The sequence below is a fragment of the Cytobacillus kochii genome, from assembly GCF_044790165.1.
GTDB classification, from domain to species: Bacteria; Bacillota; Bacilli; order Bacillales; family Cytobacillaceae; genus Cytobacillus; species Cytobacillus kochii.
In genome coordinates this window covers 2970375-2985833 of the sequence record NZ_CP085254.1, presented here as the reverse complement: position 1 = coordinate 2985833, position 15459 = coordinate 2970375, and the positions used below count along the sequence as shown (strand labels likewise).

The 15459-nt window shown below is 35.8% G+C and carries 15 protein-coding genes and 1 riboswitch; of the genes, 13 read left to right on the top strand and 2 right to left on the bottom strand.

Annotated elements, in window-relative coordinates; genetic code table 11:
- Positions 1-3 precede the first annotated feature (3 nt).
- The 12 genes from LG276_RS15250 to LG276_RS15195 all read left to right on the top strand — a co-directional run bounded on the left by LG276_RS15250 (position 4) and on the right by LG276_RS15195 (position 11866).
- Positions 4-534, top strand: a complete 531-nt coding sequence (locus tag LG276_RS15250; RefSeq protein WP_095372713.1) for a spore maturation protein — start codon at positions 4-6, stop codon at positions 532-534.
- Positions 535-800: 266 nt separating this feature from the next.
- Positions 801-1532 (top strand): 23S rRNA pseudouridine(2605) synthase RluB, encoded by a 732-nt coding sequence (gene rluB / locus LG276_RS15245; protein WP_224936080.1) that lies wholly within the window; start codon positions 801-803, stop codon positions 1530-1532.
- Positions 1533-1666: 134 nt separating this feature from the next.
- Entirely contained in the window at positions 1667-2191 is a 525-nt protein-coding gene (resA, locus tag LG276_RS15240) for a thiol-disulfide oxidoreductase ResA (RefSeq protein WP_224936081.1), read from the top strand.
- Positions 2192-2210: 19 nt separating this feature from the next.
- A complete protein-coding gene (locus LG276_RS15235; protein ID WP_285840839.1) occupies positions 2211-3854 on the top strand; it encodes a cytochrome c biogenesis protein ResB in 1644 nt (547 codons plus the stop codon).
- Between the two features lie 2 nt (positions 3855-3856).
- The gene (gene ccsB, locus LG276_RS15230; RefSeq protein WP_404292272.1) at positions 3857-5044 is read left to right on the top strand and encodes a c-type cytochrome biogenesis protein CcsB; all 1188 of its coding nucleotides are present in this window, start codon (positions 3857-3859) and stop codon (positions 5042-5044) included.
- Positions 5045-5166: 122 nt separating this feature from the next.
- The gene (locus LG276_RS15225; RefSeq protein ID WP_095372717.1) at positions 5167-5883 is read left to right on the top strand and encodes a response regulator transcription factor; all 717 of its coding nucleotides are present in this window, start codon (positions 5167-5169) and stop codon (positions 5881-5883) included.
- On the top strand, positions 5880-7655 hold the full coding sequence (locus LG276_RS15220) for an ATP-binding protein (RefSeq protein WP_224936084.1): 1776 nt from the start codon (positions 5880-5882) through the stop codon (positions 7653-7655). Before LG276_RS15225 ends, LG276_RS15220 begins: the two co-directional genes overlap by 4 nt.
- 157 nt (positions 7656-7812) lie before the next feature.
- A complete protein-coding gene (locus tag LG276_RS15215) occupies positions 7813-7962 on the top strand; it encodes a hypothetical protein (protein ID WP_404292270.1) in 150 nt (49 codons plus the stop codon).
- 117 nt (positions 7963-8079) lie between these two features.
- Positions 8080-8631, top strand: coding sequence for an RNA polymerase sigma factor SigX (gene sigX, locus LG276_RS15210; protein WP_095372719.1), 552 nt, complete (start codon positions 8080-8082; stop codon positions 8629-8631).
- On the top strand, positions 8606-9904 hold the full coding sequence (locus tag LG276_RS15205; RefSeq protein ID WP_251161937.1) for a hypothetical protein: 1299 nt from the start codon (positions 8606-8608) through the stop codon (positions 9902-9904). The genes sigX and LG276_RS15205 overlap by 26 nt, the downstream gene beginning before the upstream one ends.
- Positions 9905-10200: 296 nt before the next feature.
- Positions 10201-10848: a peptidoglycan DD-metalloendopeptidase family protein gene (locus LG276_RS15200; RefSeq protein WP_373370921.1), complete on the top strand. Its 648-nt coding sequence runs from the start codon at positions 10201-10203 to the stop codon at positions 10846-10848.
- A 205-nt stretch (positions 10849-11053) separates the two neighbouring features.
- Complete coding sequence (locus tag LG276_RS15195; protein WP_224936087.1) at positions 11054-11866, top strand: histidinol-phosphatase; 813 nt, start codon at positions 11054-11056, stop codon at positions 11864-11866.
- A 149-nt stretch (positions 11867-12015) separates the two neighbouring features.
- Here the strand turns inward: LG276_RS15195 and serA are convergent, their stop codons facing one another.
- The gene (serA, locus tag LG276_RS15190; protein WP_404292268.1) at positions 12016-13590 is read right to left on the bottom strand and encodes a phosphoglycerate dehydrogenase; all 1575 of its coding nucleotides are present in this window, start codon (positions 13588-13590) and stop codon (positions 12016-12018) included.
- Between the two features lie 262 nt (positions 13591-13852).
- Positions 13853-14018, top strand: a riboswitch (FMN riboswitch).
- Between the two features lie 158 nt (positions 14019-14176).
- On the opposite strand from serA, the gene LG276_RS15185 reads away from it, so the two are divergent.
- Positions 14177-14761 (top strand): ECF transporter S component, encoded by a 585-nt coding sequence (locus LG276_RS15185; protein WP_224936089.1) that lies wholly within the window; start codon positions 14177-14179, stop codon positions 14759-14761.
- Positions 14762-15059: 298 nt separating this feature from the next.
- Here LG276_RS15185 and LG276_RS15180 read toward each other — a convergent pair whose 3' ends face one another.
- Complete coding sequence (locus LG276_RS15180; RefSeq protein ID WP_095372725.1) at positions 15060-15308, bottom strand: ferredoxin; 249 nt, start codon at positions 15306-15308, stop codon at positions 15060-15062.
- Positions 15309-15459 lie beyond the last annotated feature (151 nt).

The window sequence follows — 15459 nt, the reverse complement described above, 5'->3', positions numbered from 1 at the left end:
TAGATGGAAATAGTATCTTTAATTTCTCTTTGGTTTATTCCCGTACTTATAGGTTTTATATTGGTCTACGCGACGTTTAAAAAAGTACCGACTTATGAGAGTTTTGTAGAAGGTGGGAAAGATGGGATTAAAATTGCTATCTCAATCATTCCTTTTTTAGTAGGTATGATGGTAGCTATTGCAATCTTTCGAGCATCAGGTGCATTAGAATACTTCCTTGATTTCATCAGGCCATTATTTGTGGCTATCGGTATTCCAGCAGATGTTGTTCCGCTCGCTATTATTCGTCCAATATCAGGTAATGCAGCCTTAGGAATGACGACTGATTTAATAGCTGAACACGGACCAGATTCATTAATTGGAAGAATGGCATCTGTCATTCAAGGGAGTACAGATACAACCTTTTATGTATTGACTGTTTATTTTGGCGCAGTCGGTATTAAGAAGATGGGTGATGCGTTGAAAGTAGGTCTATTAGCAGACTTAGCAGGTTTTATCGCTGCCATCCTTATTGTATTACTTGTCTTTTCATAATGTAGTCTTTAATTTATAAAAGAGGAAGCTGAACAAATGAGGATCATTTGTTCAGCTTTTTTTTGTGCAGTGTGATAACAGCTTACTACAACGCTTCTTTTATGTTAGAATTGCCTACTAACTGTTCAAATTCAAAAAGAAGGGAATAACTATTGTATACTTAGTTTAAAAATGTACAATTTGGTTAAAAAATGCGCTCTTTGAAAAAACTTGAACTTATGGCATAATTCATATGGACAGTAATAGAGATTTTGAGGTGACTGATAATGGAAAGATTACAGAAAGTCATAGCCCATGCAGGGGTTGCATCTAGGAGAAAAGCGGAGCAACTAATTGTAGATGGCCGTGTAAAGGTTAATGGTAAGATTGTAAAAGAATTAGGGGTGAAAGTGACACCTTCTGATAAAGTCGAAGTCGATGGTATCCCGGTTGAGGGTGAAGAGCCGGTTTATTTTCTTCTATATAAGCCAAGAGGTGTATTATCAAGTGTTGCGGATGACAAAGGTAGAAAAGTGGTAACCGATTACTTTGAACATGTGAAACAAAGAATTTATCCAGTGGGTCGATTAGATTATGATACATCAGGATTATTATTATTGACGAATGATGGTGAATTCGCGAACTTGCTTATGCATCCAAGAAATGAAATTGAAAAAGTATATGTAGCGAAAGTAAAGGGCATTCCTTCTAAAGAAAGTTTAAATCATTTACAAAGAGGTGTCCGCTTGGAAGATGGAAAAACGGCTCCTGCACGAGTAAAAGTGCTTAGTAGTGATAAACAAAAACAAACAGCGATTATCGAATTAACGATTCACGAAGGCAGAAACCGTCAAGTGAGAAGAATGTTTGAGGCTGTAGGTCATCAAGTGCAAAAGCTCAAACGAGAAAGATATGGATTCCTTCAATTGAACGGGCTGTCAGCAGGTGACGCAAGAGAACTTACAGCACATGAAGTAAAGCAATTTAGGGCATTAGCTAAAAAGAGTACAGGTAAATAAATGAAAAAGTCATAGAGTTGTCACATTTCCTTCACACCGTTTACAAGGACTGTTTTCATACTAGTGATATAATAAATACCAAATTGTTAAAATAATGCTAAAAATTTGTGTCTTAACTTTGGGAGGAATTTTTTATGAAAAAACGACGGCTCGTTATGAGGACAGCGATATTAGTGATTCTATTTGCAGCCGTTGCTTACACGCTATATGCAAACTTTAATAAGGATAATGTGCATAAAGTACAAATAGGTAAAGAAGCTCCTGATTTTGTATTAGTCGATATGGATGGAAAAGAACATCAATTATCTGACTATAAAGGCCAAGGCGTTTTTTTGAACTTTTGGGGTACTTGGTGTAAGCCTTGCGAAAAAGAAATGCCATTTATCAACAATCAATATGAGCAATTTAAAGATCAAGGGGTTCAAACAATCGCAGTAAACATAAGTGAATCGAATCTAGCAGTGAACAAGTTTATTGAAAGACATGGCATGAATTTTCCAGTAGTCATTGATAAAAATGAAGATGTAAAGGCAGCATATGGCATCGGTCCATTGCCTGCGACTTTTCTCATTAATCCTGAAGGTGAAGTCGTGAAATATCATACGGGGACTTTGACCGAACCAATGGTAAAAGATTTTATGACGCAAATCAAACCGTAATTATTGGGGAGTTTTTATGATGAAACAAGTAAAGTGTGAATGTGGCCATGTAAATCCTCATGGTACAGTCCTATGTGAATCATGCGGTCGTGTGTTAGTAGAAGAAGAGAAAAGTAAAAAGCTCGTTGATATGCGTTATGAAGGCAGTGCGAGAAGGTCACAAACGTACAACAAAACAATCATCGATAAAATATGGAACTTCTTTTCTTCTGTTAAAGTAGGGGTAACTTTAATCATTATTACATTAGCCGCTTCAGCAATTGGTACCATTTTCCCACAAGAAATGTATATACCGCCTACAGAAAATGCATCCGTTTATTATGAGGATCAATATGGGTTTGCTGGGGAAGTGTATTATACGTTAGGGTTTCACAACCTGTATAGCTCATGGTGGTATTTATTACTCATTGCTTCAATTGGCGTATCTCTGGTTATATGTAGTCTTGACCGTGTCGTACCTCTATATCGTGCCTTGAAAAAACAAAGAGTCGATCGGCATGAAGGGTTTTTAAAACGACAAAGATTATATAGAGCCACAACCTTGGCTTCTATTGAAGAGGATTCATTTGAGAAAATCAAGGTGAAATTAAAGGAAAAACGCTACAACATAAGAGAAGAGAATGAGAGTATACTTGCTGAGAAAAACCGATTTTCAAGATGGGGCCCTTATATAAACCATATTGGGTTAATCATTTTTTTAATTGGAGGCATGTTGCGTTTTGTGCCTGGGATGTATGTTGACGAATTGCTATGGATCCGTGAAGGTGAAACAGTCGTTATCCCAGAAACAAAAGGCGAGTATTATCTGGAAAATCACGAATTTATTCTAGAAACTTATGAAAAAGAAAAAGAAAATGAAGCGTTTACAACAGCGATAGAAAACAATGGTACAGTCGCGAAGAACTTTCAAACAAATGTGAGCCTTTACAAAGAATCTGGAGAAACAATTGCAGGACAAGAGCCAGAACTAGAAAAGGTAGAAGATTACGAGTTAAGGGTAAATGAACCTTTAAAGTTTGAACAGTTTGCTCTCTATCAACAAAGCTATAAATTAGGTGAGATAAGCGAAATGTCATTTGCTTTAACGAATAAAGAAACAAATGAAGAATTTGGTCAAATGACGATTGATTTACATAACCCACAAGATGAATATACATTTGAAAATGGATACAGTGTTGAGCTAATGAGCTATTTCCCTGATTTTGAATTTGATGAAAATTCAGAGCCAGTCACGAAATCACGCGTGCCGAACAACCCAGCGTTTATCTTTAAAATGTTCTCACCTGAACATCCTGATGGAGAAGTTAGCTTCGTTGCTATTCAACAAACGATTGAACCATATGGTGATAATGACTTAAAGATGGCCTTTAAAGGAGTAGACACGCAAAATGTTAGTGCTTTGACCGTAAGAAAAGACTTAACACTCCCTATTCTAGCTATAGGTGGTCTCATCTTCATGATTGGTGTCGTGCAAGGTGCATACTGGAACCATCGCAGAATATGGATTAGAAGGTTAGGAGATCAAGTTTTAGTTGCGGGTCATACAAATAAAAACTGGCACGGACTTAAGCGAGAGATCACCCATGTATTTGATGGTAGTGGTATTCAAGAACCGATTGACCAATCAGATGAAACAACAAATAAGAAGGGTAAGGAGGAGTAATAATGGTTGCATTAAGTGGAAATTTATTATTTATCGCCTTTTTGCTCTATTTAGTAGGCACAGCTTTTTTTGCCGGTTCGATTAAGGACAAGAAAGCAAGAGAAAAAGATCATGGACCAAATAAGTGGGCAAAAATAGGTGTTACGATAGCAATTGCCGGATTTATATGTCAAGTAGGTTATTTTATTACAAGATGGGTAGCAGCTGGACATGCACCAGTAAGTAATTTATTTGAGTTTACAACATTCTTTGGCATGTGTTTGGTTGGGGCGTTTATTGTCATTTATTTTGTTTATAAGCTTCCTGCCCTTGGGTTATTTACATTACCAGTGGCACTTCTCCTTATTGGGTATGCTGCCATGTTCCCAAGAGACATAACACCATTGGTCCCTTCTCTTCAAAGTAATTGGCTTCATATCCATGTAACAACAGCAGCGTTAGGACAAGCGATTTTAGCGATTAGCTTTGTTGCTGGCTTAATCTATTTAATCAAAGCAGTGGATCATACGAAAAAAACAAAAGAGGCAATCTGGTTAGAAGTTGTTCTCTTTGGGGTTGTTTGTACACTTGGCTTCATTATCATTTCTTCCGTATTTGGGGCAACAGGCTACAAGTCAGAGTTTCATTGGATTGATAATAATAATGTAGAAGAAACGTTAGAATATCACTTACCTGCTCTCGTTGGGCCTCATGAAGGTGAACATTTAACGCCGGATAAATTTAGCCCATTGGTGGAGACTCCTGGTATCATTAATGCCAAAAAGTTAAATACTGTTTTATGGTCATTGTTTACAGGAGTAATTATCTATTTGCTCTTTAGGTTATTTGTTAGAAAACGAATGACACTAGCGTTGCAACCACTAACGAAGAGAGTAAATTTAGATTTAGTCGATGAAGTAGGTTACCGGTCTGTCCTAATTGGTTTTCCGGTGTTTACATTAGGAGCGTTAATTTTTGCCATGATATGGGCACAGATCGCTTGGTCGCGATTTTGGGGCTGGGACCCTAAAGAAGTGTGGGCATTAATTACTTGGTTATTCTATGCAGCATACCTCCACCTCAGATTATCCAAAGGTTGGCATGGTAAAAAATCTGCTTGGCTCGGTGTAATTGGGTTTATTATTATCATGTTTAACTTAATTGTTGTCAACTTAGTTATTGCCGGGTTGCATTCCTATGCAGGATCGTGAAAATTTTGCTAAAATAGAATTGAGCATTAAGGTAGTGCTAGATTTTATGCCTTCACTTCACATGTAGTGGAGTGAAGGCTTTTTTCTATGAAAATAATCTTCATTCTAAAGGAGTGCTATAAATGGATAATGAAGTAAAAGTTTTAGTTGTTGATGATGAAGAGAGAATTCGCCGATTATTAAAAATGTATTTAGAGAGAGAAGACTATGTTATTGAAGAAGCAGAAGATGGTGACGAGGCACTAGATAAAGCCCTAACAAATGAATATGATGTCATTCTTTTAGATCTAATGATGCCAGGTAAAGATGGGATAGAAGTTTGTAAAGAAATAAGAGAAAAGAAAACAACACCAATCATTATGCTTACGGCAAAAGGAGAGGAAGTAAATCGCGTCCAAGGATTTGAAGTAGGTACAGATGATTATATCGTCAAGCCTTTTAGTCCTAGAGAAGTGGTTTTAAGAGTGAAGGCATTACTAAGAAGGTCGTCTAAATCTTCTTATGTCCCACCAGAAACGACTGCTAAAGATATCATTGTCTTTCCTTATTTAACAATAGACAATGATGCCCACCGTGTATTAGCGGATGGTAAAGAAGTAAGCTTGACTCCTAAAGAATATGAGTTGCTTTACTTTTTGGCTAAAGCACCAGATAAAGTATTTGATCGTGAACAGTTATTAAAAGAAGTATGGCATTATGAATTCTTTGGTGACTTGCGTACAGTAGACACACATGTAAAAAGGTTGCGAGAAAAATTAAACAAAGTATCAGAGCAAGCTGCTAGAATGATTGTTACTGTTTGGGGAGTGGGTTATAAGTTTGAGGTTGTAAATGAATGAGGTTATGGCATAGTGTTGTAGGGAAACTATGGGCAACTTTTCTTATACTGGTCTCCTTTGTCTTATTTATTTTAACGGTTATGTTGCTGCAATTCTTTGAGAATTATCATATTGATCAAACAGAAAAGGGATTGAAGGCAACTGCCAATAAAATAGCATTGATCTTGGAAAAACATGATCGTGAAATAGGACTGGAAATTGCTTGGGAATTAGTAGATGAAGTGACAAAAGTAATTATTATTGCTGATGATCAAGTGTACTATTCTCCCAATGAAAATCAAACATTTGAGTTGCCACTATCCTATTTACATGGTGATCCAGATTTAAAAGCTGTTTTTACAAAAAATGAATCAGTTACTAAGGTTTCTTCTTATTTAACGGATGGTGGAGAAGGAAATATAGATAATCCTGATATACTGATTAGTGGGGTCCCACTTCCGCCATCAAATGAAAATGATGGTGCAGTATTTATATATCAATCTTTGGAGGTTATGCAAGAAACAACAGAGTCAACGACTAAGTTTACTTTATTAGCCGCTGGGGTAGCGATTATTTTAACAACTATTTTTGCCTTCTTCTTGTCAACGAGGATTACTGCACCACTTAGGAAAATGAAAGAAGCCGTCACAGCAGCATCACGAGGGAATTTTGATACAAAAGTACCTTATCTTTCTAAAGATGAAATAGGTGATCTAGCGATTACCTTTAATCGGATGGGCCGGCAGTTGAAATATAATATTGATGCTTTAAGTCAAGAGAAAGAACAATTATCTAGTATTTTAAGCAGTATGGCAGATGGTGTATTCACCTTTAGTAAAGATGGTGAAATTGTGATAACAAATCCACCAGCGGATCGTTTTCTGCGTCATTGGTCCTATGAACGTGAAGATGGTCTCGTTGATAGTGTACCTGCTTATGTAATGGAATTGTTCCAAACAGCTGTAAATACAGAAAGTGAGAGTATAGGTGAAGTAAATATTCAAGGGCGAACTTGGGTAATGGTTATTAGCCCTTTATATAATGAAACCTTTATTCGGGGTGCAGTTGCAGTTATCCGTGATATGACAGAGGAACGGCAACTTGATAAATTACGGAAAGATTTTATCGCCAACGTTTCTCATGAATTACGGACACCAATTGCTTTAATGCAAGGATATAGTGAAGCAATTGTCGATGACATCGCTGGTACTGAGGATGAAAAGAAAGAAATGGCTAAGGTTATTTATGATGAATCGTTAAGAATGAGTAGACTTGTGAATGAACTACTAGATATCGCAAGAATGGAAGCTGGGCATATTCAGCTTATTCGTGAAGCTGTAGAAGTAAAATCATTTATTCTAAAAGTCACCAGAAAGTTTCAAAGACTGGCGGCTGAAAAGAAAATTATATTGGCTGAGTCATTGGAAGATAAAGGGGTTTGGGCAAGCTTTGATCCTGATCGTATGGAGCAAGTGTTGACAAATCTGATAGATAATGCTATTAGACATACTCCAGAAAGTGGACAAGTCACTGTCGTTCAGCGTAGTAACGAAAAAGGACTAATGATAGAGGTTGTTGACTCTGGATCTGGAATCCCAGAAGAAGATTTACCATTTGTATTTGAAAGGTTTTATAAAGCAGATAAAGCACGAACAAGAGGAAGATCTGGAACAGGACTTGGCCTCGCAATCGCCAAAAATATTGTCGATACCCATAAGGGGCAAATCACTGTTCAGAGTAAAATTGGACATGGTACGACATTTTCCATCTTTCTTCCGAAAAGTCATGAATGATCAGCGCTGTTCTTGACGAATTCTCTTGATTCATAAGGAACATTCCAATCATAAAAAGAAAAAAAGTAACTGAAATTCAAAACCGGACATGAAACTCCTAAATGAGAGTGCATGTTCGGTTTTTTGTTTTCCTTTATACGTATGATGTCAATACCACATGGGATTAACAAAAAGCCATCGTTTGAATCCTTTCTCTAACAAGGGTAAAAGAGCTAGATATGTGATGATTCAGACAATAGATTGTATATGGCAAACCATTCATGTCAGAAAACAGCTTGATTCTAAAAGGCAAACAGAAGCGAAATAAGCAAGAAGAGATTTCCTAAAGAAACCCTTCCATTTTAATTTCATTAATACTATAGTTAGAGTGTAACTTTTTTAATTCTAATAACGACTATTATTTATGAACGGGGAGGGGAAGTTATTGGACTCCGTTTTCGATGAATTATATACAAAATACCATCAGGATGTATTTCAATTCTTATTTTATATGGTGAGAGATCGAGAGCTGGCAGAAGATCTTATGCAAGAAGTATATATAAGAGTTTTGAAGTCATATGATAAATTCGAAGGCAAGAGTAGTGAAAAAACATGGTTATTCTCAATTGCAAGGAATGTGGCCATTGATTCATTTAGAAAACAAAAAGGCTGGAAACAAAAAATAATTGAAAAATTTGATTGGTCAAAGCAACAGATTAAAGATGAGCACCCTATGCCAGAGGAAGTAGTTATGCAGAGTCAGGAAATCCAAATGATTTATCGGTGCATGGAAAAGTGTTCAGTAGACCAGCGAACGGTTATTATAATGAGATATATTCAAGAATTATCCATTGCTGAGACGGCAGCAACTCTAGGCTGGACGGAAAGTAAAGTGAAAACTACGCAACACAGAGCATTAAAGGCTCTGAAGAAAAACATGTCTGACATGTGGGAAAAGGAGGGGTTAAATAGTGAAAAAACAAGATTGGAAAGATGATCACATCGAAGAACTATTGAAACAACTTCCTAAAATCACCAACCACATAAGTAAGCAAGATATGTATCAACAAATGATGATATATAAAGAGCAGAAGAAAAGAAAAAGGTGGTTAACCCCATCTGTAGCCTCTGCAGTTGCTGTTTTACTGTTATGTATTCTCGTTCCGACCATGATTAATTTTCAAGATTCAGCCGGAAGTAATATAGATGATAGCGAGCAAGAGAATCAATTGGCATCGAATGCGACTCAACAAAAGGAAGAAAACGATGAGATAACAAATGATGAGAGTAATCATACGCAAGGAAATACAGAAGATATAGTAAAGGATGAAGAGGTAGATCCGCAAGAAGATATAGATCAGACGGGGGATATTTATGCTCAAAATGACCAGTCAGAAGATACCACTGCCAATGATAATAATGAGCAACCAGTGACACAGCAAATTGAACCAACTGCAGTCTATGCGGAAGATATTAAAGATCAAGAGGAAGTTTTAACATATTCTATACCGGATCATAATGTTCAAAATTTTATTCCGATTAGTGTGATGGTAAATAAAGAAGCAGATCTTTCTAAAATGGAATTATTCATAAATCATATGTCAGATTTAAAAGAAGCTGAATGGGGGTTAGGGGAGCTAAACCCATTTAATGCGGACTTTCATTATGATACATCAAATCAAGTGCTAGCAGTAGATTTTCCTGCTGCAACAAATATTTCATCAAGCAGTCAATCAGAAGCTATTAAAGAAATATTAACGGATATGATGGCTGATTTTAATATAGAGAAAATCGATTTATTAACAGATGGTGAACAAGGGGTAGAGATGGGAAATGAAGGCTTTACAGAAAAAATAGATCAAGTTGATACGTCTAATAAATCTGCTTACTATTTTTACTATCCTAACGAAGAATGGACAACGCCTTTCCTTGTTCCGTTTAGAGAAAAAATAAACTCGGTGACAGATGCTTTTGCAGCAATGAAAAAAGGGATTGAAACTTATAACCTGAAAGCTTCTATACCTAATGACATAGACTTTGAAACGGAAGTCGTTTCCGATGAACAATTATTAATTACTTTTGAAGATGATGCCGATATAAAGAATGATGAGGAAACTTTATATACGATTGAAGCGATTCTATTAACGGCCAAGGAATTTGAATATAATGAGGTTAAGTTGGAAAATACCGAAATTGATCAAATTGGTCGATTTGATTTAGAAAAAGAAATTCAAGTGCCAGTAGCACCTAATAAAAGGGATTTACCATAAGAAAGAATCAAGAGTTGGTAATTATGACTGTAAAAGTCTAATATTACCAACTTTTTTTGCGCTTTTGACAAAGGTAATATTGAAAAAAGTAAAATACTCATAACTATAATTTTAAAATAAGGTGCCATTAAAAAAAGAAAAATTAATTTTTATATACATATTTTTTAAAAACTCGTACATAGTAATGGATGTGTTTTTTGGCAGGATTTGTCGTAATCATAGAAGTAATTAATTTGTCTATATAATAGAACGCTTTAGGAGGCAAAGTTTTGAAGTATAAAGTAGGCCGTTTGTTCATGTTCGGAAGTATATGTTTTCTTTTTTTTATATTCAGTAGTGAAAAAAATGCTTTAGCAGACTCTTGGCCAGAAAAAACAAAAAATTGGGTATGGCCAGTAGAAGGGGTCATCACAGATACATATGGAACTAGAGGAGGACATCATAAAGGGATTGATATTGCTGCTGAGATAGGTACACCTGTTCACTCAGTGGATAGTGGAGTAGTTACAAGATCATATTACTCTGATACCTATGGTAATGTTGTGTTTATACAGCATCATAACGATACAGAAACCATTTATGCTCATTTGAAAAAGCGTTTAGTATTGGAAGGTGAAGTGATTTCAGCAGGCGATACAATAGGAGAAATGGGCAATACCGGTGATTCCTCAGGTGTACATTTGCATTTTGAAGTTCACGCAAACGAGTGGACCTTTTCTAAGGAGAATGCGCTTGATCCTTTTTTAGTATTTAATCACGATGAGGATACGATGCTTGTTTCAGGAAAAATGAACGGACCTCATATGGATACGTATGAAGTGAAAACAGGAGATACATTATGGTCGATTAGTGAAAGGTATAATGTGACGGTAGCAGAATTGGTAAATAAGAATGGATTGCGGACAGAAAACATATATCCTAATCAAATATTACAGGTTCCCTAAATGGAAAGGAATACATACAAGGCACGTACATTTAATATGAAAATAAATAAAAGGTTGTTTTTTTAAAAAAAATCGTATCTATTTTTCGATCAAAATAGTTTGACGCCATTTAAGTATTGATTATTCTAAAAAAATAGTTAAATCTCATTGTCCATGCCTCTTTTAAGGCGTATAATTGTTACATACAATTGAGGAGGCAGGCAAAATGTTAACGGATTATCATAATCATTTAGAGAACGGTACACTTACATTAGACTATTTAGAACAATTTACAAACGCGGCTAATAATAAAAATATTGGTTCATTTGGTATTTCTGAACATGCTTATCACTTTTACCAAACAGCAGATATTCTGCAAAATAAATGGGTGAATGAAAGACGATATTATGATATGAAGGATTATGTTTCATTATTTCACCAAGCATGGAATAAAGAAATAGATGTAAAGATGTCCATTGAAATGGATTATACACCTGGAAAGCATAAGGAAATGGAAAAATTCATTCAATCATATGATTTTGATTATGTGATTGGCTCTGTCCATTGGGTAGGTGACTTTGGCATAGATTTAGCTGAATACAAAAACGAATGGGAACGACGCGATCTTTATGATGTATATCGTAAATATTATGATCAGATAGTTACTTTGGCTCAATCTAATCTATTTGATATTGTCGGCCATATTGACTTAGTGAAGATTTTTAAGTATGTTCCACAAGATGAAGAGTTTCTATTAGAACAATACGAAAGAGCAACTGATGCTTTAGCACAATCAAAAACATGCGTGGAAATTAGTAGTGCAGGTTTAAGAAAACCTGTGGGTGAGCTTTATCCAGATCCAAGATTATTACGAAAATGTTTTGAGAAGAATATACCAATCGTTTTATCATCTGATGCTCATTTTCCCGAGCATGTTGGTGCAGACTTTGATCAATCGCTTGCATTAGCAAAGGAAATTGGATATTCATCCATCATGACTTTTTCAAAAGGTGAACGTAAAGAATATCCTTTAGGCTAGGAATAATGATGACTAGTGTTCAATTTAAAAAGTCATTCATAAAATGAACAGGTTCTAATTGGAAACTGTTTGTGTTGTGAATGACTTTTACTTTTATCCAAAATATAAAAAAGAGTGGTCGACTGAGGGCCACTCTCTACAAAAAAGAATTATAAAATAATAGGATTAATAGAAACAATCTCATCTAAGTTGTTCAATAAGGAAAGCTCTTTGTCACTTAGTGGTTTGTCAAAAGCTAGAACCATAATCGCTTCTCCACCTGCTTGTTTACGCCCTACTTGCATTGTGGCAATATTAATATGGTGATCGCCGAGGACTTGACCTACGTGGCCAATAACACCAGGTCTGTCCATATGTTGAATATAAAGAAGGTTACCCTCTGGTAAGAAGTCAATATTAAACCCGTTTAAATAGACAATTCTTGGCCCATAATGATCAATAAAGGTTCCTCTAACTGTAAATGCATTTTCTTCTCCTTTTGCTGTGACCGAAATGCAGTTGTCATAGCCAAATGCATCGGTGGAAATCTTTTCTCCAACAGTGATACCACGCTCTTTTGCAGTGAGTAATGCATTAACCTCATTCACGTTAACGTCAATTCTACCTTTGAAGAAACCGGACAGCATTGCTTTTGTTAAGTATGCAGTTTCTAAATCTGTCACTGAACCAGAGTAAGTAATAGAGAGTTCATGTACCCCTTCTTTAACACATTGAGTTAAAATATTTCCGATTTGTTTAGAGATTTGGTAAAAAGGTTGTATTTTTTCATAAATGTCTTTGGAGATAGCTGGTAAGTTAATTGAATTAGATACTGGATTTCCTTCAAAGTAAGTCCGAACTTCTTTGGCGACTTGTGTTGCTACATTTAATTGTGCTTCTTTTGTTGACGCACCTAAATGTGGAGTTACAATGACATTATCATATTTTAAAAGTGGGTGTTCACCAGGTGGTTCAGTTTCGAATACGTCTAATGCAACTCCTCCGACATGTCCATTAGCCACATATTTAGCTAAATCCTGCTCATCAATGATACCACCACGGGCGCAGTTGAGTAAGCGAACGCCTTTTTTTGTTTTTTTCAATGCCTCTTCATTGATAATCCCTCTTGTTTCGGGTGTAAGTGGAGTATGAACCGTAATAATATCAGATCTTTGCAGTATTTCATCTAATGAACTAGATTCTACACCGAGTTTTGCTGCACGTTCTTTGGTTAAAAAGGGATCGAATACTAACACACTCATGCCAAATACTTTTGCTCGCTTGGCGATTTCACTCCCGATTCTTCCCATACCAACAATACCAAGACTTTTACCGAATAGTTCAGTACCTACATACTGATTTCTTTTCCATTCCAAATTCTTAACTGAGCTATGTGCTTGAGGAATATTTCTCATAAGGGAGGCCATCATAGCAAAAGTATGCTCTGCCGTAGAAATTGTGTTTCCGTCTGGTGCATTTATAACGATAATGCCTCTTTTAGTTGCTGCTGGAACATCAATATTATCGACACCCACACCTGCTCTTGCAATAATTTTTAACTTTGGCATCTCCGCCATTAATTCATCCGTTACTTTCGTGGCACTCCGTACTAACAAAGCCTCAATAGTTGATAAATCAACCTCAGGATCGTCGGTTTTCTTTTGAATAATTTCAGCATTTGTGTCGTTAAGTAAAGGGTATAAGCCTTCTTCACTAATGGCATCAGCCACTAATATTTGATACATGTATGAACCCTCCTAAGTTGGTTACTTAATTATCTGATTATTTTACAAGACGAATATTATTCTGTCAATTGGATTTATTGTTTGTGTTTAAAATGGAAACGCTTTAATGTAGTAAAATAAAACGATCTTCGTGCAAACAAAATTTTATCTCTTGAAGACATATGTGCATAATGAAAGGAATGTTTTTAATTCGAGATATTTACTATTTTAGGCTTCACAAATGAATTATTTTTCAGTATAATGAAGTTGTCAAATAAATATGGTCTATCTTCGGGGCAGGGTGAAATTCCCGACCGGCGGTGATAAGTATTTATACTTTAAGCCCGCGAGCCTAAAAGTGGAGTGCAATTAGCACGAAGCGTTTGTATTGGGCAGGATTTGGTGAGAATCCAAAGCCGACAGTAAAGTCTGGATGGGAGAAGATGGAGGTTCTGCTAACGTTCAAAGTATACACTACAAGAACGTTTATTAAGAATGTCTTTGTTCAATTCTCCCTCAAGTTTACTTGAGGGTTTTGTTATGCAAAGACGCTTATTTGCTGAACCTTTCTTCTATAGGAGAGATAGCCTAAAAGGAGAGAGGAAAATTGAAGAAGTTAAATGTCAAAGCTTTTGTTGCAATCGGTATGTTGAGTAGTATCGCGTATATTCTTATGTTGTTAAACTTTCCATTACCACCGTTTCCGAACTTTTTGATGATTGACTTTAGTGATATTCCTGCTTTAGTGGCTGCGTTAATATTTGGTCCGATTGCGGGAATACTGGTCGAATTGTTTAAAAATGTGTTGGATTATTTTATGACGGGAAGTGCTACTGGCGTACCTGTTGGTCATATTGCTAACTTTGTAGCAGGTTTATTATTTATTTTGCCAACCTATTATGTTTATACAAAGATGAAATCCAAAAAAGGTATGACAATAGGATTAATCGTTGGCACAAGTGTAATGGCTGTATCCATGAGTTTGCTTAATTATTTCGTCTTTTTACCTGCCTATACAATGTTTTTAAATATGCCCGCTATGTCAGGACCAGAAATGCGTTCAACTGCAGTCATGTTTATTCTACCTTTTAACTTTATTAAAGGAATTTTAATGGCATCGGTATTTATGCTTGTATTTGCTAAGATGAGTAATTGGATTAATAAACAAAGATCACTAAATACGATTGCTTAATTTATAAAGGAGGCATCTAACTTTGAAAAGTTAGATGCCTTTTAATATATAATTTTATGCCGCTTAAGTAGAATTGTCATTCTTATCCAACATTTTTCATCATTCGTAAAAGCACCAATGAACTCACTTGCATTCTTCGATAACTACTATTTAAGTTCCAACTGGATAATTGATTGGGAAACGATCTTTATTCGAATGAGTATACGAGTATGTGATTCCTGTAGCTCATAGAAAAACGAGTAAATCCCTAAATTAGGATTTACTCGTTTTCTCTTTTACCATTAGATTTCTTTTTGTTCTATTCGTATTTTAACGGATCACCATCAAAGGCATCGTCTGCGACTTTTATTGAGTCAGTTGGACAGCCTTCAAATGCATCCATCATATCTTCTATAAGAACATCAGGAATTTCAACAATTCCTTCATTATCATCTAGTGTTACAAATGCGATGCCCTCATCATCGTAATCATAAATGTCTGGAGCTGCCGCACCACATGCGCCACAAGCAATACATGTTTCTTTGTCAACAATTGTATACTTCGCCATGGAATAACCTCCTATTTAAAATCTTTTTCATGTTAAAGCACGAAAATATCTGCCGAAACACTTACCACATGTTCTATTGTAAATCTGTCTTGTAAACATTTCAATAAAAATCTACCATCTAGAATAGTCTATGGTGGGACTTTTCATCTGG

Coding starts and splice junctions, on each gene's coding strand:
- LG276_RS15250 (WP_095372713.1), top strand. CDS start 4: ATGGAAATAGTATCTTTAATTTCTCTTTGGTTTATTCCCGTACTTATA.
- rluB (WP_224936080.1), top strand. CDS start 801: ATGGAAAGATTACAGAAAGTCATAGCCCATGCAGGGGTTGCATCTAGG.
- resA (WP_224936081.1), top strand. CDS start 1,667: ATGAAAAAACGACGGCTCGTTATGAGGACAGCGATATTAGTGATTCTA.
- LG276_RS15235 (WP_285840839.1), top strand. CDS start 2,211: ATGAAACAAGTAAAGTGTGAATGTGGCCATGTAAATCCTCATGGTACA.
- ccsB (WP_404292272.1), top strand. CDS start 3,857: ATGGTTGCATTAAGTGGAAATTTATTATTTATCGCCTTTTTGCTCTAT.
- LG276_RS15225 (WP_095372717.1), top strand. CDS start 5,167: ATGGATAATGAAGTAAAAGTTTTAGTTGTTGATGATGAAGAGAGAATT.
- LG276_RS15220 (WP_224936084.1), top strand. CDS start 5,880: ATGAGGTTATGGCATAGTGTTGTAGGGAAACTATGGGCAACTTTTCTT.
- LG276_RS15215 (WP_404292270.1), top strand. CDS start 7,813: ATGGGATTAACAAAAAGCCATCGTTTGAATCCTTTCTCTAACAAGGGT.
- LG276_RS15200 (WP_373370921.1), top strand. CDS start 10,201: ATGTTCGGAAGTATATGTTTTCTTTTTTTTATATTCAGTAGTGAAAAA.
- LG276_RS15195 (WP_224936087.1), top strand. CDS start 11,054: ATGTTAACGGATTATCATAATCATTTAGAGAACGGTACACTTACATTA.
- serA (WP_404292268.1), bottom strand. CDS start 13,590: ATGTATCAAATATTAGTGGCTGATGCCATTAGTGAAGAAGGCTTATAC.
- LG276_RS15180 (WP_095372725.1), bottom strand. CDS start 15,308: ATGGCGAAGTATACAATTGTTGACAAAGAAACATGTATTGCTTGTGGC.